Origin of the sequence: Massilia sp. PWRC2 (genome assembly GCF_049896725.1) — a bacterium.
Taxonomy (GTDB): domain Bacteria; phylum Pseudomonadota; class Gammaproteobacteria; order Burkholderiales; family Burkholderiaceae_D; genus JAFCUW01.
In genome coordinates, this window is sequence record NZ_JAFCUW010000008.1 from 23,903 (window position 1) to 45,660 (window position 21,758).

The following is a 21,758-nucleotide window of genomic DNA, read 5'->3' on the forward strand; positions in this document are numbered from 1 at the left end:
CGAACTGTCCATGCCAAAACTTCGCCCCATCCCCAAAGCGCTGTGCCTGCTGTTTCCGCTGTTGCTGGGGGCGAGCGGCGCCCACGCCGACGACCCCGTCATCGCCCGCGTGCTGGTCGAGGGTTCCCGCGGCAGCCAGCTGGGACTGGCCGATTCGGCCAGTCAGGGCAGCGTCAGCGGGCGCGAACTGGAGTTGCGCACCGTCTATCGGCCCGGCGAAATCCTCGAGGCGACGCCGGGCCTGGTGGTCAGCCAGCACAGCGGTGAAGGCAAGGCCAACCAGTTTTATTTGCGCGGCTTTAATCTCGATCACGGCACCGACCTTGCCACCTTCATCGACGACATGCCGGTCAACCAGCGCAGCCACGCGCACGGCCAGGGCTGGACCGACCTGAATTTCCTGATGCCCGAACTGGTGGGGCGGCTCGATTATGGCAAGGGGCCGTATTCGGCGCGCGTCGGCGATTTCGCCTCGGCCGGCAGCGCGGCGATTACTTACGTCAACCGCTTGCCACAAAACATCGCCACCCTCAGCGCCGGCCAGAATGGCTACGGCCGCGCCGCCATTGCCGCCTCCACCGAGCTCGGCGGCGCCAGCCTGCTGTATGCGCTCGAGGGCTTGCACAACAACGGCCCATTCACCAACGGCGACAACTACCGCAAATACAACGGCGTGCTGCGTTTGAGCCAGGGCTATGCGAATAATGGCTGGAACGTCACCGCCATGGCCTACCAGGGGCGCTGGAATTCGACCGACCAGATTCCGCTGCGCGCGGTCGACAATGGCAGCCTCGGCAGATTCGACGCCATCGACCCCACCGACGGCGGCCGCGCCGAGCGCCTGAGCCTGTCGGGTACGTGGCGCCAGACGGGCGCCGACACCTCGTCAAAAGTGAGCGCGTATGTGATCCGCAATCGCCTCGACCTGTATTCCAACTTTAGCTACTTCATGAACGACCCCGTCAACGGCGACCAGTTTGCCCAGCCCGACCGCCGCGTCACCAGCGGCTTGACGGCGTCGCACACCTTTCACTTGCACCAGGGGCCGTGGCAGGTTTCCGACTGGACGGTGGGCGCGATCGGCCAGAACGACAATATTTTCAATGGCTTGCAGCACACCCGCGCCCAGCAGGTGCTCAGCAGCGTGCGCGCCGATCACATCGTCGAGAGTAGTGCCGCCGTGTATGTGGAAAACGCCACCCGCTGGACCGATGTGTTTCGCACCGTCGCCGGCGTGCGCGCCGACCGTTACCGCTACGACGTCAAGAGCGACCTGGCGGCCAACAGCGGCAGCGCCAGCGCCGGCATCGCCAATCCATCGCTGAACCTGATTTTCGGACCGTGGGCGGCGACCGAGTTTTACGTCAACATGGGCAATGGCTTTCACAGCAACGATGCGCGCGGCACGCAAACCCGGGTCGACCCGGCCACTGGTGCGCCGTTGACCCCGGTGCCGGGCCTGGTCCGCTCGAAAGGACTGGAACTGGGCATGCGCACCGAAGCGATCCCCAAGATGCAAACGGCGCTGTCGCTGTACCGCCTCGACTTCGCCTCCGAACTGACGTATGTGGGCGACGAGGGCACCACCGAAGCGGGACGCCCCAGCCGGCGCTACGGCATCGAACTGTCGAATTACTACAAGCCCGTCAAATGGCTGTCGATTGATTTCGATGCTGCCTACGCACGCGCGCGCTCACGGGACAGCGACCCGCTGGCCGGCAATTACATCGAGGGCGCCGTCGAAGGGGTCAGCCAGCTGGCGCTGACCGTCGACAAGCTGGGCCCCTGGTCGGGCGCGGTGCGCCTGCGCTATTTCGGTCCGCGCCCGCTGGTCGATGACAATAGCGTGCGCTCGCATTCGAGCACCACCCTCAACGGCCGCATCGGCTACAAGATCAATGGGCAGACGCGGCTGGAACTGGAAGGCTTTAATTTGACCAACCGCCGCACCTCGGCGATCGACTATTACTATGCCTCGCAACTGGCCAGCGAAGCGGTGCCACGCGCCGACCTCCACTTCCATCCGATCGAATCGCGCTCGCTACGCGCCACCCTGATTCGCAACTGGTAACGACGCCGCCGCGGCAGGCGACGCGCCGACCCATTTGAGCCAGGTAAAACCCAGCAAGCCCGCCACCAGCGAGGCCAGCAGGATCGCCATCTTCGACGCCGTGATGAGCTCGGCCTGACCGGCATACGCCAGGTTGGTGATGAACATCGACATGGTAAAGCCGATGCCGCCCAGCAGGCCGGCGCCCAGCACATGCTGCCAGTGCAAACCAGCCGGCAGGCGGCAGATGCCCAGCGTGACGGCGACCGCACTGGCCGCCAGGATACCGACCGGCTTGCCAATGACCAGCCCCAGCACGATACCGAGGCTGTTGGCAGATAACAGTTCTGCGGTCCAGCCGGCGCCGATGGCGATGCCCGTGTTGGCCAGCGCGAAGACCGGCAGAATGAGGAAGGCGACCGGCGTGAGCAGCGCATGTTCGAGACGGTGCGAGGGCGACTGCGCATCATCGCGTGTGGCCGAATAGGGAATGGCAAAGGCCAGCAGCACACCGGCAATGGTCGCATGGACCCCTGACTTGAGCATCAGGAACCACATCAGCGCACCGCCGATCAGGTAAGGCAGCAGGGCCATCACGCGCAGCACGCGGTTCATCAGGATCAGCGCGGCAAACACCACGAGCGCCGCCAGCAGGTACACAAACGACAGTTTGGCGGTGTAGAACACGGCGATCACCAGGATCGCACCGAGGTCATCCATGACGGCGAAAGCAGCCAGGAAGATTTTCAGCGAGGCGGGCACGCCCTTGCCGAGCAGGCTGAGCACACCGAGCGCGAAGGCGATGTCGGTGGCCATCGGGATGCCGATGCCCGCCTGGGTGGCAGTGCCGTTATTGAACAGAAAATGGATCAGCGCGGGCATGACGATGCCGCCGGCAGCGGCCACCATCGGCAGCATGGCGCTTTTGATGTCGGACAGTTCGCCGTTATACAGTTCGCGCTCGAGCTCGAGGCCAATGAGCAGGAAAAAGATCGCCATCAGGGCGTCGTTGACCCACAGCTCGATGCTCAAGCCCATCACCGCTTGCTGCCAGAATCCCACATAGCCATCTGCCCAGGCGGCGTTGGCCAGCGCCAGCGAAGCGAGTGTGCACACGATGAGCAGCAAGGCGCCCGCCTTGCCCGACTCGGTAAACTGTGTGAAGGTGGCTGACAGCCGTTCGATGTACATGTATGCTCCGGCAAACCCTGGTGCAAGCGGTCACGATGGGGGGGGGCCAGGAGATGCAGCCGGTCGGCGCCGCCACTAGCGGCGGCGAACAGGGTGCGTCATGCCTGTCGGCACGCGCACGCTGCGTTGATTGTAACTGAGGACCGCTGTATCCATCACACGGGTGATGGCGGCCTCCTTCAGGCGCGGCGGCGTGCCAGTGCCAGGCCGGCCAGGCCAAAGCCCAACAGCGCCAGCGAAGCCGGCTCTGGCACGCTGATGGAATCGACCGTGAAGGTGGCGTTGGTAGCGTGCAGCTGCCAGCCGCCGTAACCGAGCGGGGCGGCGAACATTTGCAGGGTCACCGACGGCGCCGTGGCCCAGTCGATGGCCTGCAGCGTGGTGTTGAAATTGGCCAGTGCGGCCGGGTCGCTGGCGATGTTGTAGCTTTGCGTGGTCCAGTTGTGCAAGCCGCCTGCCACATGCACATTGATCAGATCAGTGCCGTTCGAAAACAGGCCGATCAGCACCTGGTTCGAATTGGGATCTTGCCCGCCCCAGCCCTGATCGACGATATTCATCGAGCTGGTCAGGCCGACGATCTGGCTGGTACCACTGGCCAGCGTCACGCTCGCCATCTGCACCCAGCTCCAGCCACCCCACGAATCCATCGCTACTGGCGCGGTTGTCTGGATGACGTCAGCAGAGGCGGCCGAAACGAGCGACAGCGACAGGGCGAAGGACAGTGTCAATTTTTTCAGCAGGTTCATGTGTTATCCAGTGTTAGATTGTTGAGGTGAATTTATAATTAGGTATTAGCAATTTACATGCCATAAAACAATTATCGTTACAAATCAGAAACTTAACAGGTGCCCCGCCAAATCAGCGACTTCAAGTGTAAGAAAATTCGACAGTTTTTATTGTAAAAAGAGACAGTTTTTCTTGCAAAATGTTATTTTTATTAAACCACCTTGATCGTTTGAATGGCGGCCGTCAGCATGCTACGTACCTGGGCAAGCCCTGATCAGCGGTGTTCACCGAATAAAAGGAATTGACGCCATGAATGACCAATTGTCCGCACCGTTCATCCTCGAGCGCCGCTTCGCCGCGCCGCGCGAGCTGGTCTATGCGGCGCTCACGGAAGCGAAACACCTGGCCAGATGGATGGCACCGCCGGGCATGGCGTTGTCGCACTGCACAGTCGAGGCGACCGTGGGTGGCGCATTTCACTACGCCATGCGGCCGCTCGGCATGGCCGACGTCCCCGCCATGTGGGGCAAGTGGACCTTTCGCGAACTGACTGCGCCGGCGCGCGTGGTGGTGGTGGTCCAGTTCAGCGACCGCGATGGCGGGGTGAGCCGGCACCCGATGGCGGCCAGCTGGCCGCTCACCACTTTGTCGACCACGACATTGAGCGCCAGCACTGACGCGCCGGCCGGCACCGTCATGCGCATCGAGTGGTGCGCCATGAATGCCAGCGCCGCCGAGCGGGCCTGCTTCGATGCTGCCCACGCTGGCATGGCACAAGGCTGGGGCGGCACCATGGATGGCCTCGACCGCTATCTGGCAGAAGTGCTCGCCCGGTCACCTCAATGAGCACAATGAGACCGATGCGCCCAACCAGTCCGCCCCTCCGCGCCAGGCTGCCAGGGTCGGGCTGACCTACACCGTGCAGGCATATTGCGCGCGCGCCAGTGCTTCAAACTGCGCAGCAGGCATCGGTCGGCCCAACAGATAGCCCTGAAAGCCTGTGCATCCCAGACTTTTCAGAAAGGCCAGCTGCTCTGGCGTTTCGACCCCTTCGGCGACATGTCCCAGCCCCAGTTTGTTGGCCAGCGCAATGACGATCTCGACGATGGCGGCGGCATTCGGGTCGGCATTGCAGGCGGCCACGAAAGACTGATCGATCTTCAAGTGCTTGAGGGGGAAGCGGTGGATGTAGCGCAGCGATGAAAAGCCGGTGCCAAAATCATCGATGGAAAAATTGACGCCGCACTCGCGCAACTGGCGCATCTTGGCGATGGTTTCTTCGGCGTCCGTGGCCAGCAGGCTTTCCGTCAATTCCATCGCCAGCCGGTGCGGATCGGCGCCCGCCTGGCGCAGGATGGCCAGCGTACGGGCGACGAAATCGTCTTCGTGCAGATGGCGCGCGCTGACGTTGACGCTGAGCGTCAAGCCGCTCAAGGCAGGGTCGCGCGCCCACGTGGCCAGGCGCGCGCTGGCGTCGCGCAAGACCCAGTCGCCGATGCGAATGATCAGATCACTCATTTCGGCAACTGCAATGAAGGCGCCCGGCGTGACCACCCCACGCACCGTGTGGTTCCAGCGCAGCAGCGCCTCGGCGCCGATCAGGCGCTCCATCACATCGAACTGCGGCTGGTAATAAATTTCCAGCTCGGCGCGGGCAATCGCATCGTGCAATTCGCCCTGCAGGCGGGCGCGGGCGTCGATCGCGTGCTGCATGGCGGGATCGAAAAAGCGCACGGTGTTGCGGCCGGCCCCCTTGGCCGCGTACAAGGCGATGTCGGCTTGCTTGAACACCAGATCGGCGGCAGCGGTACTGGCATCGAACAAGGCGCAGCCGATGCTGGGGGTGACGGTGTGCTCGCTACCGGCCAGGCGGTAGGGCCGGCACAGGGCCAGCCGCAGCTGCTGGCAATGGCGCTCGGCCTCGGCGCTGCACTGGGCCAGCGTGCTGGCAGTCGGTGCCAGGATGACGACAAACTCATCGCCGCCGAGGCGGCCGACAAAGTCGACTGCGCCCATGCTGGCGCGCAGGCGCGCCGCCACTTCCTGCAGCAGCAGGTCACCGAACGAGTGGCCTTCGGTATCGTTGATCAGCTTGAAATCATCGAGATCGAGCAACAGCACGGCGCCGTGGGTGGCAGCGGCGCGCGCCGCCGCCAGCCGCGTTGCCAGTTCGCGCGACAGGTAGCGCCGGTTCGGCAAACCGGTCAGGTGATCATGCTCGGCGGTCGTCAACAACTGGCGTTCGAACTGCTTGCGTTCGGTGATATCGGTGTTGGTACCGGCCACGCGGATCGCCGTGCCACCGGGTCCGCGCTGGATGAAGCCACGGCTTTGCACGGGGACGTAATGGCCCTCGCGGTGCAGCAGGGAAAATTCGATGGCGTAATCGTCGACCGCGCCGGCCAATGCAGCGCCCAGAAAATGCTGGACGCGCTGGCGATCGTCGGCGTGCAACAGCTGTTCCCACAAGGCCGGCCCGCTGGTCAGCTCACCCGGCTCATAGCCCAGCATCGCCCACCAGCGCGGCGAATAGTAGATGCGCTGGTTGGCCAGGTCCCAGTCCCAGCAACCGTCGTTCGAACCGCGCAGCACCAGCTGCAGGCGCTGCTCCGAATCGCTGAGCGCCTTCTGTGCTCGGATCAGGTCGCTGCAATCGGTAAAACACACCACCACCGAGGTCAGCACGGCGGCGCCGTTAAATACCGGGTAGGCACTGCAGAGCAGCCAGCGGATGCCGCCGAGTCCGGCCGTGTCGACCCCGAGCACCAGGTCCGAGATCTTGCAACTGCCGTGCAGCGCGCGCGCAGCGGGAAAGTCGGCCGGCGCCATCGGGCTGCCGTCCGGCTGGACGAACTGCCACGTCACATCGTCCACCTTCAAGCCCATCATGTGCTGGGCGCTCAAACCGAGCAGGCGCTCGGCCATGACGTTGGCGGTTAACACGGCGGAATTGGCATCGTGCACCACCACGCCCGCCGGAAAGTTGTCGAGGAGTAACTCGTCAACAATAAAACTGTTCGCTGTGCTCACGGGTCCCTTGATAGGCAGATAAGGCATAAACAGCTGCCGCTGCTTATTTTGCACTTTCTCCGCCAGCGAAGCTACCGCTGCAGCCCATCAATTTGTGAAATGTCACACGAATTAACTTTTTTATGGTTTTTATTTGACAAGTGCCGGGCTCAGTGGCCGCTGGTGGGGTTGAGACATGCATCCTCAACCAAAGGCCGTCAATGCACGTTGGTAGGCTGCTCCTGCTTGACCGCCTCACCCGCCCTGCTGCTGTCACGCACGGCCTTGACTTCGGCCGCGCTGATGGGGGCGCCATGGTTGCCCCACGCCGTGCGCACATAGCTGAGCACCGCGGCCAGCTTGTCGTCATCGAGCGCGGTGGCGAAGGTCGGCATGCCGGCTCGCCCCTTGAGCACGGTGGCGATGACAGCCTCGGCTTCGGCCTGCACGAACGCGTTACCCTTGAGCGCAGGAAAAGCGCCGGCGATGCCGGTGCCGCCGGCCTGGTGGCAAGCCGCGCAATTTTTGGCGAACACGGTTTTGCCATCGACCGTTTGCGCGCTGGCGCCAGCGAGCACAAACAGTGCAGAGAGCAGCCCCAGCAGCATCGAGACGGCCGCTTTCATGCTGCCACCTTCGGCGTCGACAGGCGCTGGTGAATGCGCGCAATCTGCTGCCACGACGACTCGATCGACCCGGCCATCCAGCCCGTCAGGTAGCTCATGTGCTCACCCGCCAGCAGGGTGCGGCCTTCGCCTTCCCACAGGGTTGGATAGGCCGTGACGCGGCCGTCGGCATCCCAGTGCGAGGTGGCGCCCAGGCTGTACTTGACCAGGTGCCAGCAAATCGAAAAGCCCGCTTCGAAGGCCTTGGTGTATTCGCCCGGAAAAATTTTCTCGCCAGCCGACAGCGCGTAATCGATGCGCTCGCGCGGCGTGCGCGCGCTCATCTCGGCGCCGTCGGCGCCGTAGCTGAAGTAACCGAGCAGCGTGCCCTTCTTGCCCTGCCAGTTCGACGACGGCAGCGAAATCAGGTTGATGCCCTTGATGTCGGTAAACACATGGCCGCCGTAAATGCCGTGCTTCGTTTCCCAGAAGCGCTCTTTCATCTGCAGCCCCATCTTGCACAGGGGCGAATAGGTGACGCTCTGCATGGCCGTCTTGAAGGCAGCGGAGAAATCGGTGTCGATGCCGCGCAGCACAGAGACGGGAATGGTGCACAGGCAAAAGTCGCCCTTGACGATGGCGCGCTTGCCGCTGACGGTGTTGAGGACGTGCACCGCGACGCCATCGGCCAGATTGACCAGTTTGGTCACTTCGGTGTGGTAGCTGATCGTCTTGCCGACCCGCTTTTCAAATGCGCGGGCGATCATGTCCATGCCGCCAACCGGCTCGAACATGGTCTTTTGCTGGACGAAGGTGCTGACCGATTTGTACATCAAGCCCAGCTTCGATTGCAGCAGGTCGGAAAAGCCCAGCGGGTCGGAAGGCACACCAGCACCGGGCTCAATGCCGGCGCCCGGATTGACCTTGAAGCCGCGCCCTTCGGTGCCCTTGTAGTCGAGTTCCTTTTTCGACAGATAGCCTTCATTGACCAGGTAATCGATCAGCAGCACCTTGTCGGCCGCCGTCACCTGCTGGTCGAGCATGCCGCGCTTGAGCGACTTGGCCAGCAGTTCGTCGACATAGCCGCGCAAGTCGGCCTTCACTTCGAACATGCGCAGGCGCTTCTGGTTCAGCGGTCCCTGTACCCGCTCGTTGTAGACGTAGGCGGCATCGTTGTCGTTGTTAAACAGCTCGAGCTTGACGTCGAACTCGCTGGTGTAGTGCAGCGTCGAGTAATGATTGAACGGGATGCGCCATGGTCCCAGGTTGATGTACTCGCCGGGGGCGAAGTCGCATACCTGCTTTTCGGCACCGAGTTCTTGCAGCACCTTGCCGCGCCGCGCCGTCTGGATGCGGCCACCGGCAACATCGCGCGCTTCGATCAGTTTAATGGTGTAACCGAGCTTGCCCAGCTCATAGGCGGCGGTCATGCCGGCGATGCCGGCGCCGAGGATGACGACGGTCTTGCCCTTGCCACTGCCCACCAGCGGCGGCGGTGCGCTGGCAGTCGAGGCGCTGTCCATGCCCCACGCTTTCATTGTCGCCAGCAACATGCCGGTGCCGCCCAGCGCAAGCGCCTTGACCAGGAAATCACGGCGGGTCGGCGCGCTGGCCGCGTCGGTGGAAGGTAAAGCAGTGTTTGGCATGGTGTTCCGAGCATGAGGTTGAAGGAAAAAGCCGGTGCGTCGCAAGGGCGCGTCCCAGTTCTGTTCAGCAAGATCCATGCCCAGTTTTTGATGCCGCCGTACGCCCTCTGACAGGCAGCACACGCCCGGCGCGGGGGCACCGCCCGCTGTGCTGTGCTTTAAGCGTGCGTCACGAAATTGGATTTTGTGTATTTTGGTGCAACGCATCATCAAGGGGCGTTCTGCGCACAGCCAGCTGCCACGGGCGCGATGGCGGCCAGGCTGACGCTTTGGCCCGATGCGCAGGGGGTGATCACCGCAGGCGCCACTGTGGAAACGGGCAGCAGGCATGCCCTGTCACGCCTGGCATACATTTTGCTGCAGTCCTTACAACATGGCGCCACCCAGGTGGCCGATGTAACCTTACCGCCGCTGTCACTTTGAAAGAGGATTGAACGATGCACGCTTCCCCCCTGTTTGCCCGCATCAAGCTTGCCGCCCTGCTCGCCGTGCTGCCACTGGCCGTCACGGCGCATGGCGAAGACATCAAGCGCGTCAGTTCGGCCACCTCGCAAGCGCCGATTTCCACCACCGTCGTGGTGCCCAGCGGCAGCCGCCTGGTGTTCTTGAGCGGCAACCTGGCGGACCTCGCCAATCCCGCCGCCGCCAAAGGCAGCATCGAAGCCTACGGCAACACCACCACCCAGGTTATCTCCATCCTCAAAAAATGCGAAAAACTGCTCGCTGCCGAAGGCTTGACGCTCGCTGACGTGGTCAAGGTCAATGTCTTCATGGCAGGCGACCCTGAACTGGGCGGCAAGATGGATTTTGCCGGCCTGAATGCGGCTTACAGCCAGTTTTTCGGTAGCAGCACGCAACCGAACAAGCCGGTGCGCACGGCGCTGCAAGTGGCGGCGCTGCCGATGCCCGGTGGCCTCGTCGAAATTGAAATGACTGCAGCGAAGGCGCCCGCGCCCGCCAAATAAGACCTGGCAAGACCATGGCGTCCGGGCCGCGACAACGGAGGCACCCCCGACGCAACACCCTGTGAACCGCACAACACCCGCATCCGAGGTGGCGGCAGCGCTCGTCCTGACATTTACCTTGCTGTTCACCACCGCCACCGAAGGAGCCGTATCCATGTTGCCTCTGTCCCGTCCCGCCGCCCGCCGTCGCGCCGTTCCTGTGCCTACCCTGCTGGCAAGCCACATCGCCAGCCTCTTTGGTAAACAAGGTAACCAGTCCACCCAGGGCTGGACCCGTGGCAAACACATTCTGCGCGGCTCGGCTGCCCTCGTCATGCTCTTGCAAGCGGGCCTGACGCTGGCGACGCCGGTGGAGGACGCCGTGGCCGCCGCCGCCGTGGCCCCCGCCACTGCCGCCGCCCCGGCGATGGAAGCGGTGATCGTCACCGGCACCCGGCGCGGTGGCCTGAAAGCGGTCGACAGCGCCTCGCCCATCCAGGTGCTCGACTCCGGCTCGCTCGAACGCACCGGCCAACCCGACCTGATCCAGGCGATGGCGCAAAACCTGCCCTCGTTCACCGCCCAGGCCTTCGGCGGCGACGCTGCCAACCTGACCCTGTCGGCGCGCTTGCGCGGGCTGTCGCCGAACGACACCCTGGTATTGATCAACGGTAAGCGCCGCCACACCACCGCCAACCTGGCGGTGCTGGGCGGACCGTTCCAGGGAGGCGCCGCGACCGACCTGAACTTCATTCCCGTGGCTGCCATCGACCACATCGAAGTGCTGCAAGATGGCGCCGCCGCCCAGTACGGCACCGATGCCATCGCCGGCGTCGTCAACATCATCCTCAAGAAAGACAGCAAGGGCGGCAGCCTGACCGCCACCGGCGGACGTTATTTTGACGAAGGCGGCAAGACCGGCGACGTCTCGGTCAACCTGGGCCTCGAGCCCAGCGAGCGCAGCTTCATCAACCTGAGCGCCGAGAGCAAGTACCACGGTCACAGCGACCGCAGTTCGATCGACCCGCGCGTGGCCTCGGCCGCCAACCAGGCGTCGATGCCGAACCTGCTGCTGGCGCCGGGCTTTCCGTATCTGAACCATATCGCCGGCGATGCCGCTTACCACATCGGGCTGTTGTCGCTCAACAGCGGCGTCGACCTCGGTAACGGCACCGAGCTGTATGCGAATGCCACCTACGGCAAAAAAACCGCCAACGCCTTCGAGAATTACCGCACGCCGAACCGCCTGCCAAAAATCTATCCGCTGGGCTTTTCGCCGCAGATGAAAATGGAGGAGACCGACTACGGTGTCTCGACCGGCATCAAGGGCACCGCCGGCGAGTGGAACTGGGATTTGTCGACCACCTACGGCAAGGACAAGGCCGAGATGGGCGTGGTCAACTCCGGCAATATCTCGCTGTTCAACGATACCGGTTCGACGCCCTTCGATTTTCATGCCGGTGATTTCACCGCCACCCAGTGGACCAGCAATCTGGACGTCAACCGCGAATTTGCGGTCGGCTGGAGCTCGCCGCTGAGCCTGGCACTGGGACTCGAGTATCGCAAGGACGGCTACCAGATCGGTGCTGGCGATGCCGCCTCGCGCTACAAGGAAGGCTCGCAATCGTATCCCGGCTTTAGCCTGACCGACGCCAGCGACCACAGCCGCAACGACAAGGCCATCTACATCGACGTCGCCGGCTCGCCGATCGCCCACCTCAAACTCGACGCCGCCGCGCGCTACGAAAAATTCAGCGACTTTGGCAGCGCCCGCGTGGCCAAACTGACCGGCCGCTACGATTTCACCCCGGAAGTGGCGGTGCGCAGCACCGTCAGCAATGGCTTTCGGGCGCCGACCATGGCCGAACAGTATTACTCGGCCACCAACGTCTCGCCCACTTCCGCGTTTGTGCAGCTGGCGCCCAATTCGGCCGGCGCCGGGCTGGTTGGCATCAATGGCCTGAAACCGGAGCGTTCACAGAATTACAGCGTCGGCCTGGTGCTGCACCCGATGCCCAAGCTGACGATCACGGCGGACGCCTACATCATCAACATCCACGACCGCATCGTTGGCAGCAGCTCGCTGTATGGCTCCGGCGCAGCGGTCAATTCGCCCGCCGTGGTGGCGGCCATCAAGGCCAACGGCAATGTGCTTGACCCGACAGTGACGCAAACCGGCATCAACATCTTCACCAATGCCGCCAACACGCGCAACAAGGGTGCCGAACTGGTGCTGACATACTCAAGCAACCTGGGCGACATGGGCCGGGTCGACTGGTCCGCTGCCGGCAATTACAACAAGGTGGAAGTTACCAAGATCAACCAGGCACCGGCGCAACTGCTGCCGCAAATCCTGCTCAATCTGGGCGCCATCGCCTCGCTCGAAGATTCGTCGCCAAAAACCCGCGTCAACCTGGGCGCGCTGTGGAAACGCGATGGCTGGACCGTCAACCTGCGCGAGTCGGTGTACGGCCCGTCGGCTGGCTACACCACCGTCAACGGCACGCTGTACTTCAAGAACGAGATCGGCACCAAGGCCACCACCGACCTCGAAGTGTCGAAAGCGCTGACCAAGTCGCTCACGCTGGCCGTCGGCGCCAACAACCTGTTCAACCAGTATCCTGACCGTAACAATGCGGCGCTGATCGCGGCGCAAAATGCGGCCTTGAACACGGGCGCGGTCAACCAGTATCCGAGCTTTTCGCCGTTCGGCATCAATGGCGGGTATTACTATGCGCGCATGAACTACGCGTTCTGAGGGACGTGATGGTGGCCGGCCTGCGGGCTGGCCTGTGTTGCGGTGATTGAAAAAATCGGCGCTGGCGGGGTGACCCGCCAGCGCCAATTTTTTGCGCTGAAAGACAACATGGGACAGGCACCCTTCGGTGCCAGTCGCCCTGCTGCACCACGCCTTTTGACGCTTTTGCACCGCCAGCCCAGCCCTGCCATGTGTTGTTTGCATATAGATAGTTAAAACAAATCGTTTCCATCTCGCTGTCGAACTGTTAATTTGTGGCAAGTTCTGGACGGCCCGTTGCGACAGCGGCCCCGCATGATTTGTTTTTTCTGATTTTTTCCTTACCCAATAAGGCGCACCTTCAATGTCTACTACTTCCCATCTGCCCCCCAAATTACTGCTGGCCGGACTGCTGTCCGCCCTGTTCCTGCCGGCTGTTGCCCAGCAGGCTGCAGCCCCCGCCCCCATCGCTGACGCCCAGGTGCAGTCGGTGGTCGTCACTGGCACCTATGCCAAGAACCGCCGCAGCATCGATTCGGAGTCGCCGGTCGACATCATCGGCGCCCGCGAACTGCAGGGCACCGGCTCGACCGAGCTGGCCACCGTGCTGGGCCGCTTGCTGCCCTCGCTCAATTTCCCCCGTCCGTCCGGCGCCGATGCCAGCGACGCCGTGCGTCCAGCGCAACTGCGCGGGCTCTCGCCTGACCAGACCCTGGTGCTGGTCAACGGCAAGCGCCGTCACACGTCCGCCGTCGTCAACGTCAACGGCACCCAGGGCCGCGGTTCGGCCCCGGTCGATCTGAATGCCATTCCGCTGTCGGCCATCGACCATATCGAAGTGCTGCGTGACGGCGCTGCGGCGCAATACGGTTCCGACGCCATCGCCGGCGTCATCAACATCATCCTCAAACGCGGTGCCGAAGGCGGCAGCGCCGAAGTGGGCGTGGGTGAATACCAGAAGCGCGACGGCAAACAGCGCAGCCTGTCGGGCTCGACCGGCTTTGCCCTCGGCCAGGATGGCTGGGCGCGGGTGGCGATCGACCTGGCCGAGCGTGACCCCACGAACCGCGCCGGCGCCGACCTGCGCAATCCCGCCGAACCGCGCTTCGGCCAGGTCAACCAGCGCTATGGCGATCCCCTCACGCGGCCCCGTTCGGTGCTGCTGAACGCCCAGTACCGGGTCAATGAGAACATCGACTGGTATGCCTTCGTCAACTACGCCGAGCGCGACACCTCGGCCGCCGCCACCTGGCGCACCGCCTATAACGGCGCCAGCCTGCGTTCGCCGACCATCTTCCCGCAAGGCTTTCTGCCGCTGGAAAACAGCCGCAGCACCGACCAGTCGGTGGTGACCGGTCTGCGCGGCGAAGCGGCTGGCTGGCGCTGGGACGCCAGCCTCAATTACGGCAGCAATGAATTCAAGCTCGACCTCGACAACACCATCAACCAGGACCTTGGTGCTGCCAGTCCCACCCATTTCTATGCGGGTAAACTGAGCAACGTGCAAACGGTGGCCAACCTCGACATCGCGCGCGAATTCAAGCTCGATGCCCTGCACGGTCCGCTGACGGTGGCCATCGGCGCCGAAGAGCGCCAGGAGCGTTACGTGATCGGCGCGGGCGATGCCAACTCCTACTACCTGGGCGGCTCGCAGGGGTTTAGTGGTTTCCGCCCGGTCAATGCCGGCTCGCACAGCCGCCACAATGAATCGCTGTACCTGAACCTGGAAGCGCAACTGACCGAGAAACTGTCGGGCGCAGTGGCCGCACGCCACGAGCGCTACAGCGATTTCGGCAACACCACCTCGGCCAAGGCCTCGGCACGCTACGCTTTTAACGATGCCATCGCCGTGCGCGCCACCGGCTCGTCGGGCTTCCGCGCACCATCGCTGGCGCAGCAGTTCTACACCATCACCACCACCAATTTCTCGGTGATCAATGGCGTCAACACGCCGATCGAAACGGGCACCTTTGCCGTCGGCAGCCCCGCCGCCGCCGCGCTGGGCGCCGTACCGCTCAAAGCGGAAAAAGCGCGCAACCTGAGCCTGGGCCTGCAACTGCAACCGACCCGCAACCTTACCGCTTCGGTCGATGTCTACCGCATCGATATCGACAACCGCATCCTGTTCTCGTCGAACCTGGTGCTGTCGGACGCCCTCAAGCAAACCCTGGCAGCCCAGGGCGCGCTGGTGGGCGCCGCGCGTTACTTCACCAATGCCATCGATACGCGCACCAGCGGCATCGACCTGCTTGGCACTTACCGCGTCGACCTGGCCAACAAGGACCGCCTCGACTTCACGCTGGGCTACAACCACAACAAGACCGACGTGCAGCGGATCGCCGCCAATCCTGACCTGCTGACGGCCAACAAGCTGTTGCTGGTCGATCGCCAGACCATCAACCGCAGCACGGTCGGCTCGCCGCGCGACAAGTTCAGTCTGGCCAGTGACTACGCCACCGGCGCCTGGGGCGGCCACGCCGTGGTCACCCGCTACGGCAGTTTTACGGTACCGCAGAACAACGCCACGCTGGACCAGGTGTATGCGCCGCAATGGGTGCTGGACCTGTCGGCCAGCTACAAGCTGTCGCCGAACTGGAAACTGACGGCAGGGCTCGATAACGCCACCAACCGCTATCCCGACCAAGTCACCAGTGCAGGCAACCTGAACAACAACGGCATCAACCCGTACAGCGGTTTCGCACCGAACGGTTTTAATGGCCGCTACTATTACGCCAAGGCCAACTACGCCTGGTAACAGCAAAAAGCGCTGCCGCATGGCAGTGCGCCCGATTGCATGCAACAGCGCCGGCACAGAATCTGTGCCGGCGCTTTTTCATGGCCGGCCCGCTAGCGCCGTAGCGCCAGCATCAGCGCGGCCATCAGGTGCCGGCCAGAGCCTCTCCCCGTGCAGGCGCGCTTGCACCGTGTCGAGCGCGCGCCCCTGGCCATAGAGCCGGACGCCGGCCGTGCTGCTGGCCTGTTCCAGCACATCGCGCATTGCGCTGCTGTGCAATTTCTTGAAGATCAGCACGGTCTCGTGTTGCTTCGCCAGTGCCAGCCACTGTGGCAGAGCGGCATCGTCTGCCACGGCGGCGTCGATCTTGACGGCATACGGGCGCAGCTCGCTGATGACGGCGCCGGCGTCGGCCACGGTAGGGGTATTGAAGGCCAGCCGGAAGCCATTGCGGCGGTAATTGTCGGCGACGTAATTGGCCAGCCAGCGCCGGCCCGGTCCGACCGCCGGCATTTGCAGCACGATGCGCGCGCCTGGCAAGCCTAACGCGCCGAGAATGCGGCGGAAGGCGTAGCCGTGATTGCTGCTGACGGCACTGAGGAGGCGGTCGTGCACGCTGAGGTAGCGATCGCACTGCGGGTCGCCCTGCGCGGCCTGCGGCTGGCGAAAAAAATTGATCGAATGGAGCATACGGCACAGGCGGTCAAGTTCGATCGATTCGTCGTCGCCGCAGGAATGGTCGAGCAGGCGCCACAGCGACAGGCCGGCGTCTTCATCAGCGACACCACGGGCGACGCCCTCGAAGCCCAGCAGCGTCCCCTGGCCCAGCGCGCGGATCGGCTGGAACGCGCTGGTGAGTACGCAATTGAGGAACTGGCCATGGGCCTGGCCATCGGGGCTGGACCACAGCGATGCAGCGCCGCCGGCGCTGGCCGGCAGGCGCCGCAGATAATCGTCCAAAGCGGGAAAAGACATATAGGCATCGCCGTTGTAAGCAAGACAGGTGAGCAAGACGGTAGGGAGGACAGCGAGTGTAGTGGGCCGCGCGGCCCGTGCCAACGAAGGCTTCCACATAGGGATACTCGGAAAGTTCGCAGGGCGCCGCGGCCGCGGCAGACTTACGCCAGCGGCTGCATCAACTCGAGCAAATTACCCCACGGATCGGCAATGAAGGCGAACTTCACGCCCAGCGCGGCGACCTCGCGCGGTGCACTGACGATGCGCACGTCGCGGCAGCGCAAGGCGGCAACGGCGACGTCGACATCGTCCACCCGAAAACACAGGTGGTGCCAGCCGCCCTGCGCATGGGTGTCCGGCAATTGTTCGAAGGGGGGACGGGGGCTGCAGCCGGGACCGGCGATCAGTTCGATGCGGAAGGACTCGTCGGCCGCTGGCGCCAGAAACGCCAGCGTTTTCTCGCCCAGCGGCAGGCTCGCCAGCAGGCGAAAATCGAGGGTGCCGCAGTACCAGGCGACGGCGGCGGCAAAATCGGGCACGCGCAAGCCGGCGTGGTCAGCGCGCCAGCAGGCGAACGGGCTGGCAGCGCCAGCAGCAATGGGAGTCGACATGGGTTTCCTTATCAAAGTGAACAGGCATCCGGGGCACTGCACTGCGGTGACTACACTGTTCCCGCCGCCGATCAGTGCCCCGAAACAACCATGCTACGGCAGGGGCCATTCGTTGATAAGCGGGCCATCTTCGAATAGACTGATCGCTATGAAGAACAATGCTGCGCCGTCGCTCGATGATCTTGCTGTCTTTCTGGAAGTGTTCAAGGCGGCCGGCTTTCGCGCTGCCGCCACCCGGCTGGGGATGTCGCCATCGAACGTCAGCGACACCGTCAGTCGCCTCGAGAAACAGCTGGGCCTGCCCCTGTTCAGCCGTACTACCCGCAGCGTCATGCCGACCGAAGCGGGGCGCGCGCTGGCTGCCCGGCTGGCGCCGCTACTGGCGCAAACCGATGCCGTGCTGCGCTCGCTGGCCGGCAGCGGCGGCGGTGCCCGGCTCACCGGCCTGCTCAGGCTGAATGTGACGGGGGCGGTGATGGTCGATATTCTGCCCCCCCTGATCGACCGCTTTCTGTTGCGGCACCCGGCGGTGCGGCTGGAAATCATGGTCGATGACCGCTTCGTCGACACCATCGCCGCCGGCTGCGACGCCGGCATCCGCTATGGCGAGCGGGTGGCGCAAGACATGATTGCCGTGCCGATCGGCCCGCGCCGGCAACAACTGGCGCTGGCGGCGGCACCGTCCTATCTGGCGGCGCACGGCACCCCCGCTCATCCGCACGAGCTGCTGCAGCACCAGTGCGTGCGCCTGCGCTTTTCCAGTGGCGCCCTGACGGCGTGGGAGTTCGAGCACGCCGGCGAGCAGCTCACGATCGACCCGCCGGCACGCTTGATCATCGGCGTGAACGCGGCGCCGGCGGCGATCGAACTGGCGTGCGCAGGGCACGGACTGATCTGCACCTTCAGGAACTGGCTGCAACCCCATCTGGCCAGCGGCGCGCTCGCGCCGGTGCTGACGCACTGGTGGCAAGAGTTCGATGGACCGCGCCTGTATTTTCCCAGCCGCATGATGCCGCCCACCCTGCGCGCCTTCATCGACCTGCTTGCTGACGACGCCGACGGCGCGTAACAACGCGTAATCGACCGGTAATAATTGCTCCCTACAATCGCTAGCAGCAATTGCCGGCAACGTCGGTGCAACGCAGATCAATCAACCGCTGCGCCTTGACTTGACGGCCCGCTTGACTGTCGCGCGTTGATGTTACCGTTAATGTCACAGTCGATGTCACAGTTGTGGTCACAGTGTTAGTGAGGTAACCGAGCTGCCGCAGACCCTCTGTTAGGCTGGTCCATCAAACAACAGAAGATCGAGTCCATGGATGACAAGCCTTACCGCGCCGCTGCTTTCCTGAGCCTGCCTCCGGTGCTCGCTGCCAGCGTCGCCAGCGTCACTACCGTCAATCACGTCGGCGCGCCCGCACTGGGGGCGCTCGAACGCCTGCCCAAGTGGCTCATCATCGTGCCGCTGGTGGTGCAATGGCTGTATCTGTCGCTGCGTTTCGGCGGTCCCACCACGCCCAGCGCGGCCAATCCGGCCATCACCGCCGGTGGCCTGGTTGGTGAAGGCAAACTCGAATACTTGGCGCAGATGGGGGCGCTGGCGCGCGCTGCCACCGCCACCAGCATCGGCGTGCGCATCGACCACGCGCAGGATTACCGCGCGGCGCTGCAGGCTGCCATGCAGGCTGCCGGTCTGGATTTTCCCGTCATCGTCAAGCCCGACCTCGGCATGTGCGGCTACGGCGTGCGCCGCATCGAGACCGCCGCCGCGCTGCACGCCTATGCAGTCGCCTTCCCCGATGGCCAGCAAGTGGTGCTGCAGCGCTACCTGCCGGAGGACGGCGAAGCCGGTATTTTTTATGCGCGCGATCCGTACAGCGGCGCCGGCCGCATCATCGGGCTGGCGCTGCGCCGCTATCCGCAGGTGACCGGCGACGGCGTGCGCAGTATCGGCCAGCTGATCGAGGCCGACCCGCGCGCCCGGCGCCTGCTCGGCCGCGCTGCCCACCAGCTGGCCGCCGATCTGGCAGCGGTACCAAAGGCCGGACGCCAGGTGCGCCTGTCGACCATCGGCTCGACCCGCGTCGGCGGCCTGTATCTCGATGGCGGCGCCCTCATCACACCGGCGCTGACCGCAGCCATCGACGCCATCGCCGGTGACATGGGCGAATTCCACTTCGGCCGCTTCGACGTGCGCTTTACCAGCGCCCAGGCGCTGCAGCAGGGGCACGGTTTTACCATCATGGAAGTCAATGGTGCCGGCGCGGAAGCGATCGAAGCGTGGGACCCGGCCACCGGCCTGCTGGCCGGCCTGCGCACCATCTTTGCCAAACAACGCCTGCTGTTCGAGATCGGCGCTGCCAACCGCCGTCGCGGCGCCGCCGCCATTGGCCTGCTGGCACTGGCGCGCCTGAACGCAGCACAGAACCGCCTGCTCGACGCCTACCCCCCTTCGAACTAACCGCCCTGGACCACGCCATGACGCCACCGATCGCCGCCGCTTTCCCCAGCACCAGCACCAGCACCAGCACCAGCACCAGCACCAGCACAAAAGCCAGCGCCAGCGCCAGCCTGTATGCTGGCGCCCCCGCAGAGCAGGCCGTGCCCTGGCGCCTGCAGGCCACCTGGGCCGACAGTCAAGCGCAGGTGCGCGCCGCGCAGCGCCTGCGCTTTGAGGTGTTCAGCGCCGAGATGGGCGCGCAGCTGCCAGCCGAGGCGCTCGCCAGCCGCCTCGATGTCGACCGTTTCGACGCCAGCTGCGAGCACTTGCTGGTGTGGGCGGAAGATGACGAAGGGCGCCAGCCCAGCCAGCTGGTCGGCACCTACCGCGTGCTGCAGCCGGCCGCTGCGCGCCGCCTCGGCGGCCTGTATGCGGAGCAGGAATTCGACCTGGCGCCGTTGGCATCGCTGCGCCCGCGCATGATCGAACTGGGGCGCGCCTGCGTGCATGCCGACTGGCGCTCGGGCGGCGTCATCATGTGCCTGTGGACGGCGCTGGGGCGCTTCATGGTGCAGCGCCAGTTCGACACCATGGTCGGCTGCGCCAGCGTCGGCCTGGCCGATGGTGGCGACTTCGCCTCGGCCCTGTGGCGCAGCGTGCGCGAGAGCCACCTGGCGGCGCCCGAATGGCGCGTCACGCCGCACTCGCCGCTGGTCCTGGGCGACGGCGCTGCCGCCCATGCGCCCGTGACGCTGCGGACCATGCCGCCACTGATCAAGGGGTATCTGCGCGGCGGCGCCTGCGTGCTCGGTGCGCCCGCCTACGATCCCAGTTTTCACACGGCCGACCTGCCCGTCATGATGCGCCTCGGTGATCTGACGCCGCGCTACCGCGCGCAGTTTCTGCTGCCTTGATGGCGGCACCCGAGGGGCGCTGGCACGCGCCCGCGCTGTTGCGGGTGCTGGCCGCCCAGCTGCTCACCGCGCTGGCCGACAATGCCCTGCTGATCGTGGCGATTGCCCTGCTCGAAGCACGCGCGGCGCCGGCCTGGATCACCCCCGGCCTGCGGCTGGGTTTTTATGCGTCCTACGTGGTGCTGGCGCCGTGCGCCGGGCGCTGGGCCGACAGTGTCCCCAAGGGCCGCCTGATGGCTGCGGTCAATGCCATCAAGCTGACCGGCGCCATCGCGCTGGCAGGCGGCGCCCACCCGCTACTGGTGTTTGCCGCCATCGGCTGCGCCGCCGCTGCCTATGCGCCGGCGCGCTACGGCATGCTGCCCGAACTGTGTAGCGGACGCCAGCTGGTGCAGGCGAATGCGGCGATGGAGATCGTCACCATCGTCGCCATCATCGGCGGCTATGCGCTGGGCAGCGCGCTGGTGGGCGGCAGCAGCGCCGCTGCCTGCGCCTTGCTGGCCCTGTTGTATGGGGCGGCGGCGGCCTGCACGCTGGGCCCGGGCCCGGCGCCTGCCGATGCCAGGGTCGCCACACCGCTGCGCTTTGCCGATGGTGCCCGCGCGCTGCTGGGCGACGCCGTCGCCCGCCAGGCGCTGGCCGTCACCAGCATTTTCTGGGCAGCGGCGGCCGTGCTGCAGTTTGCCATGATCGATTGGGCCCGCCGCACGCTGGGCCTGGCGCTGGCGCAGGCGGCCCTGCTGCCAGCGGTGTTCGCGCTGGCCATGGTCGGCGGCGCCGTTCTGGCCGGCGCCTGGACCATGGGCAGCGGGCGCTGGCGGGCGCTGCTCTGCGGCGCCGCGCTGGGCCTGGCCATCATCCTGATGCCGCAGGCAGCCACCCTGCTGGCGGCCGGCGTGCTGCTGGCCGTGGCGGGCCTGCTGGCCGGACTGCTGCTGGTGCCGATGAACGCCAGCCTGCAGGCGCGCGGCGCCGATCTCACTTCGCCCGGCCTGTCGGTGGCGGTGCAGAATTTTTTTGAAAACGGCTGCTCGCTCGCCTTCCTGGCGGCATATGGCATCGCGCTCGCCTGCGGCGCATCGATCGATACTGTTTTGCGTGCGCTGGGCGCCAGCGTGGTGCTGCTGGTAAGCTTGAGCGCCTGCAGCGCCGCCGCCCGCGCCCGCAGCCCCACTCCCTGAAACATAAAGG

General features: G+C 64.7%; 16 protein-coding genes. 9 read left to right on the top strand and 7 right to left on the bottom strand.

Annotated features, from left to right (window positions below; all coding sequences use genetic code 11):
- Positions 1-10: 10 nt before the first annotated feature.
- The gene (locus ACP7BZ_RS15825) at positions 11-2,071 is read left to right on the top strand and encodes a TonB-dependent receptor (protein ID WP_426114820.1); all 2,061 of its coding nucleotides are present in this window, start codon (positions 11-13) and stop codon (positions 2,069-2,071) included.
- Here the strand turns inward: ACP7BZ_RS15825 and nhaA are convergent.
- Together nhaA and ACP7BZ_RS15835 are read right to left on the bottom strand one after the other, a co-directional pair.
- Complete coding sequence (nhaA, locus tag ACP7BZ_RS15830; protein ID WP_426114822.1) at positions 2,042-3,241, bottom strand: Na+/H+ antiporter NhaA; 1,200 nt, start codon at positions 3,239-3,241, stop codon at positions 2,042-2,044. The genes ACP7BZ_RS15825 and nhaA overlap by 30 nt on opposite strands.
- Positions 3,242-3,420: 179 nt before the next feature.
- Complete coding sequence (locus tag ACP7BZ_RS15835; RefSeq protein WP_426114824.1) at positions 3,421-3,990, bottom strand: PEP-CTERM sorting domain-containing protein; 570 nt, start codon at positions 3,988-3,990, stop codon at positions 3,421-3,423.
- Between the two features lie 289 nt (positions 3,991-4,279).
- Here ACP7BZ_RS15835 and ACP7BZ_RS15840 point away from each other — a divergent pair, with 289 nt between their 5' ends.
- Positions 4,280-4,816, top strand: a complete 537-nt coding sequence (locus ACP7BZ_RS15840) for an SRPBCC family protein (protein ID WP_426114826.1) — start codon at positions 4,280-4,282, stop codon at positions 4,814-4,816.
- 66 nt (positions 4,817-4,882) lie between these two features.
- Here ACP7BZ_RS15840 and ACP7BZ_RS15845 read toward each other — a convergent pair whose 3' ends face one another.
- From ACP7BZ_RS15845 to ACP7BZ_RS15855, 3 genes are all read right to left on the bottom strand, one after another.
- Positions 4,883-7,000, bottom strand: a complete 2,118-nt coding sequence (locus ACP7BZ_RS15845; RefSeq protein ID WP_426114828.1) for an EAL domain-containing protein — start codon at positions 6,998-7,000, stop codon at positions 4,883-4,885.
- 197 nt (positions 7,001-7,197) lie between these two features.
- Complete coding sequence (locus ACP7BZ_RS15850; RefSeq protein WP_426114830.1) at positions 7,198-7,605, bottom strand: c-type cytochrome; 408 nt, start codon at positions 7,603-7,605, stop codon at positions 7,198-7,200.
- A complete protein-coding gene (locus tag ACP7BZ_RS15855) occupies positions 7,602-9,230 on the bottom strand; it encodes a flavin monoamine oxidase family protein (RefSeq protein WP_426114832.1) in 1,629 nt (542 codons plus the stop codon). The genes ACP7BZ_RS15850 and ACP7BZ_RS15855 overlap by 4 nt, the downstream gene beginning before the upstream one ends.
- A 437-nt stretch (positions 9,231-9,667) precedes the next feature.
- On the opposite strand from ACP7BZ_RS15855, the gene ACP7BZ_RS15860 reads away from it, so the two are divergent.
- The 3 genes from ACP7BZ_RS15860 (at position 9,668) to ACP7BZ_RS15870 (ending at position 15,666) form a co-directional block, all read left to right on the top strand.
- Positions 9,668-10,195, top strand: coding sequence for a RidA family protein (locus tag ACP7BZ_RS15860; protein WP_426114834.1), 528 nt, complete (start codon positions 9,668-9,670; stop codon positions 10,193-10,195).
- A 154-nt stretch (positions 10,196-10,349) separates the two neighbouring features.
- Positions 10,350-12,932 carry a TonB-dependent receptor plug domain-containing protein gene (locus ACP7BZ_RS15865; RefSeq protein WP_426114836.1) on the top strand — a complete coding sequence of 861 codons (2,583 nt, stop codon included), beginning with the start codon at positions 10,350-10,352 and terminating at the stop codon, positions 12,930-12,932.
- A 343-nt stretch (positions 12,933-13,275) separates the two neighbouring features.
- Entirely contained in the window at positions 13,276-15,666 is a 2,391-nt protein-coding gene (locus ACP7BZ_RS15870) for a TonB-dependent receptor plug domain-containing protein (protein ID WP_426114838.1), read from the top strand.
- A 78-nt stretch (positions 15,667-15,744) separates the two neighbouring features.
- On the opposite strand, the gene ACP7BZ_RS15875 is transcribed toward ACP7BZ_RS15870, so the two are convergent.
- Both ACP7BZ_RS15875 and ACP7BZ_RS15880 read right to left on the bottom strand, forming a co-directional pair.
- Positions 15,745-16,620, bottom strand: a complete 876-nt coding sequence (locus ACP7BZ_RS15875; RefSeq protein ID WP_426114840.1) for an EAL domain-containing protein — start codon at positions 16,618-16,620, stop codon at positions 15,745-15,747.
- A 143-nt stretch (positions 16,621-16,763) separates the two neighbouring features.
- Positions 16,764-17,213, bottom strand: coding sequence for a VOC family protein (locus ACP7BZ_RS15880; protein ID WP_426114842.1), 450 nt, complete (start codon positions 17,211-17,213; stop codon positions 16,764-16,766).
- A 148-nt stretch (positions 17,214-17,361) separates the two neighbouring features.
- On the opposite strand from ACP7BZ_RS15880, the gene ACP7BZ_RS15885 reads away from it, so the two are divergent.
- The 4 genes from ACP7BZ_RS15885 (at position 17,362) to lplT (ending at position 21,748) form a co-directional block, all read left to right on the top strand.
- Positions 17,362-18,282 (top strand): LysR family transcriptional regulator, encoded by a 921-nt coding sequence (locus tag ACP7BZ_RS15885; protein WP_426114844.1) that lies wholly within the window; start codon positions 17,362-17,364, stop codon positions 18,280-18,282.
- Positions 18,283-18,528: 246 nt separating this feature from the next.
- Complete coding sequence (locus ACP7BZ_RS15890) at positions 18,529-19,674, top strand: hypothetical protein (protein WP_426114846.1); 1,146 nt, start codon at positions 18,529-18,531, stop codon at positions 19,672-19,674.
- A 17-nt stretch (positions 19,675-19,691) separates the two neighbouring features.
- Positions 19,692-20,567 carry a GNAT family N-acetyltransferase gene (locus ACP7BZ_RS15895; protein WP_426114848.1) on the top strand — a complete coding sequence of 292 codons (876 nt, stop codon included), beginning with the start codon at positions 19,692-19,694 and terminating at the stop codon, positions 20,565-20,567.
- Positions 20,567-21,748, top strand: a complete 1,182-nt coding sequence (gene lplT / locus ACP7BZ_RS15900; RefSeq protein ID WP_426114850.1) for a lysophospholipid transporter LplT — start codon at positions 20,567-20,569, stop codon at positions 21,746-21,748. The genes ACP7BZ_RS15895 and lplT overlap by 1 nt, the downstream gene beginning before the upstream one ends.
- The last annotated feature ends 10 nt before the right edge of the window (positions 21,749-21,758 follow it).

Coding starts and splice junctions, on each gene's coding strand:
- ACP7BZ_RS15825 (WP_426114820.1), top strand. CDS start 11: ATGCCAAAACTTCGCCCCATCCCCAAAGCGCTGTGCCTGCTGTTTCCG.
- nhaA (WP_426114822.1), bottom strand. CDS start 3,241: ATGTACATCGAACGGCTGTCAGCCACCTTCACACAGTTTACCGAGTCG.
- ACP7BZ_RS15835 (WP_426114824.1), bottom strand. CDS start 3,990: ATGAACCTGCTGAAAAAATTGACACTGTCCTTCGCCCTGTCGCTGTCG.
- ACP7BZ_RS15840 (WP_426114826.1), top strand. CDS start 4,280: ATGAATGACCAATTGTCCGCACCGTTCATCCTCGAGCGCCGCTTCGCC.
- ACP7BZ_RS15850 (WP_426114830.1), bottom strand. CDS start 7,605: ATGAAAGCGGCCGTCTCGATGCTGCTGGGGCTGCTCTCTGCACTGTTT.
- ACP7BZ_RS15855 (WP_426114832.1), bottom strand. CDS start 9,230: ATGCCAAACACTGCTTTACCTTCCACCGACGCGGCCAGCGCGCCGACC.
- ACP7BZ_RS15860 (WP_426114834.1), top strand. CDS start 9,668: ATGCACGCTTCCCCCCTGTTTGCCCGCATCAAGCTTGCCGCCCTGCTC.
- ACP7BZ_RS15865 (WP_426114836.1), top strand. CDS start 10,350: ATGTTGCCTCTGTCCCGTCCCGCCGCCCGCCGTCGCGCCGTTCCTGTG.
- ACP7BZ_RS15870 (WP_426114838.1), top strand. CDS start 13,276: ATGTCTACTACTTCCCATCTGCCCCCCAAATTACTGCTGGCCGGACTG.
- ACP7BZ_RS15875 (WP_426114840.1), bottom strand. CDS start 16,620: ATGTCTTTTCCCGCTTTGGACGATTATCTGCGGCGCCTGCCGGCCAGC.
- ACP7BZ_RS15880 (WP_426114842.1), bottom strand. CDS start 17,213: ATGTCGACTCCCATTGCTGCTGGCGCTGCCAGCCCGTTCGCCTGCTGG.
- ACP7BZ_RS15885 (WP_426114844.1), top strand. CDS start 17,362: ATGAAGAACAATGCTGCGCCGTCGCTCGATGATCTTGCTGTCTTTCTG.
- ACP7BZ_RS15890 (WP_426114846.1), top strand. CDS start 18,529: ATGGATGACAAGCCTTACCGCGCCGCTGCTTTCCTGAGCCTGCCTCCG.
- ACP7BZ_RS15895 (WP_426114848.1), top strand. CDS start 19,692: ATGACGCCACCGATCGCCGCCGCTTTCCCCAGCACCAGCACCAGCACC.
- lplT (WP_426114850.1), top strand. CDS start 20,567: ATGGCGGCACCCGAGGGGCGCTGGCACGCGCCCGCGCTGTTGCGGGTG.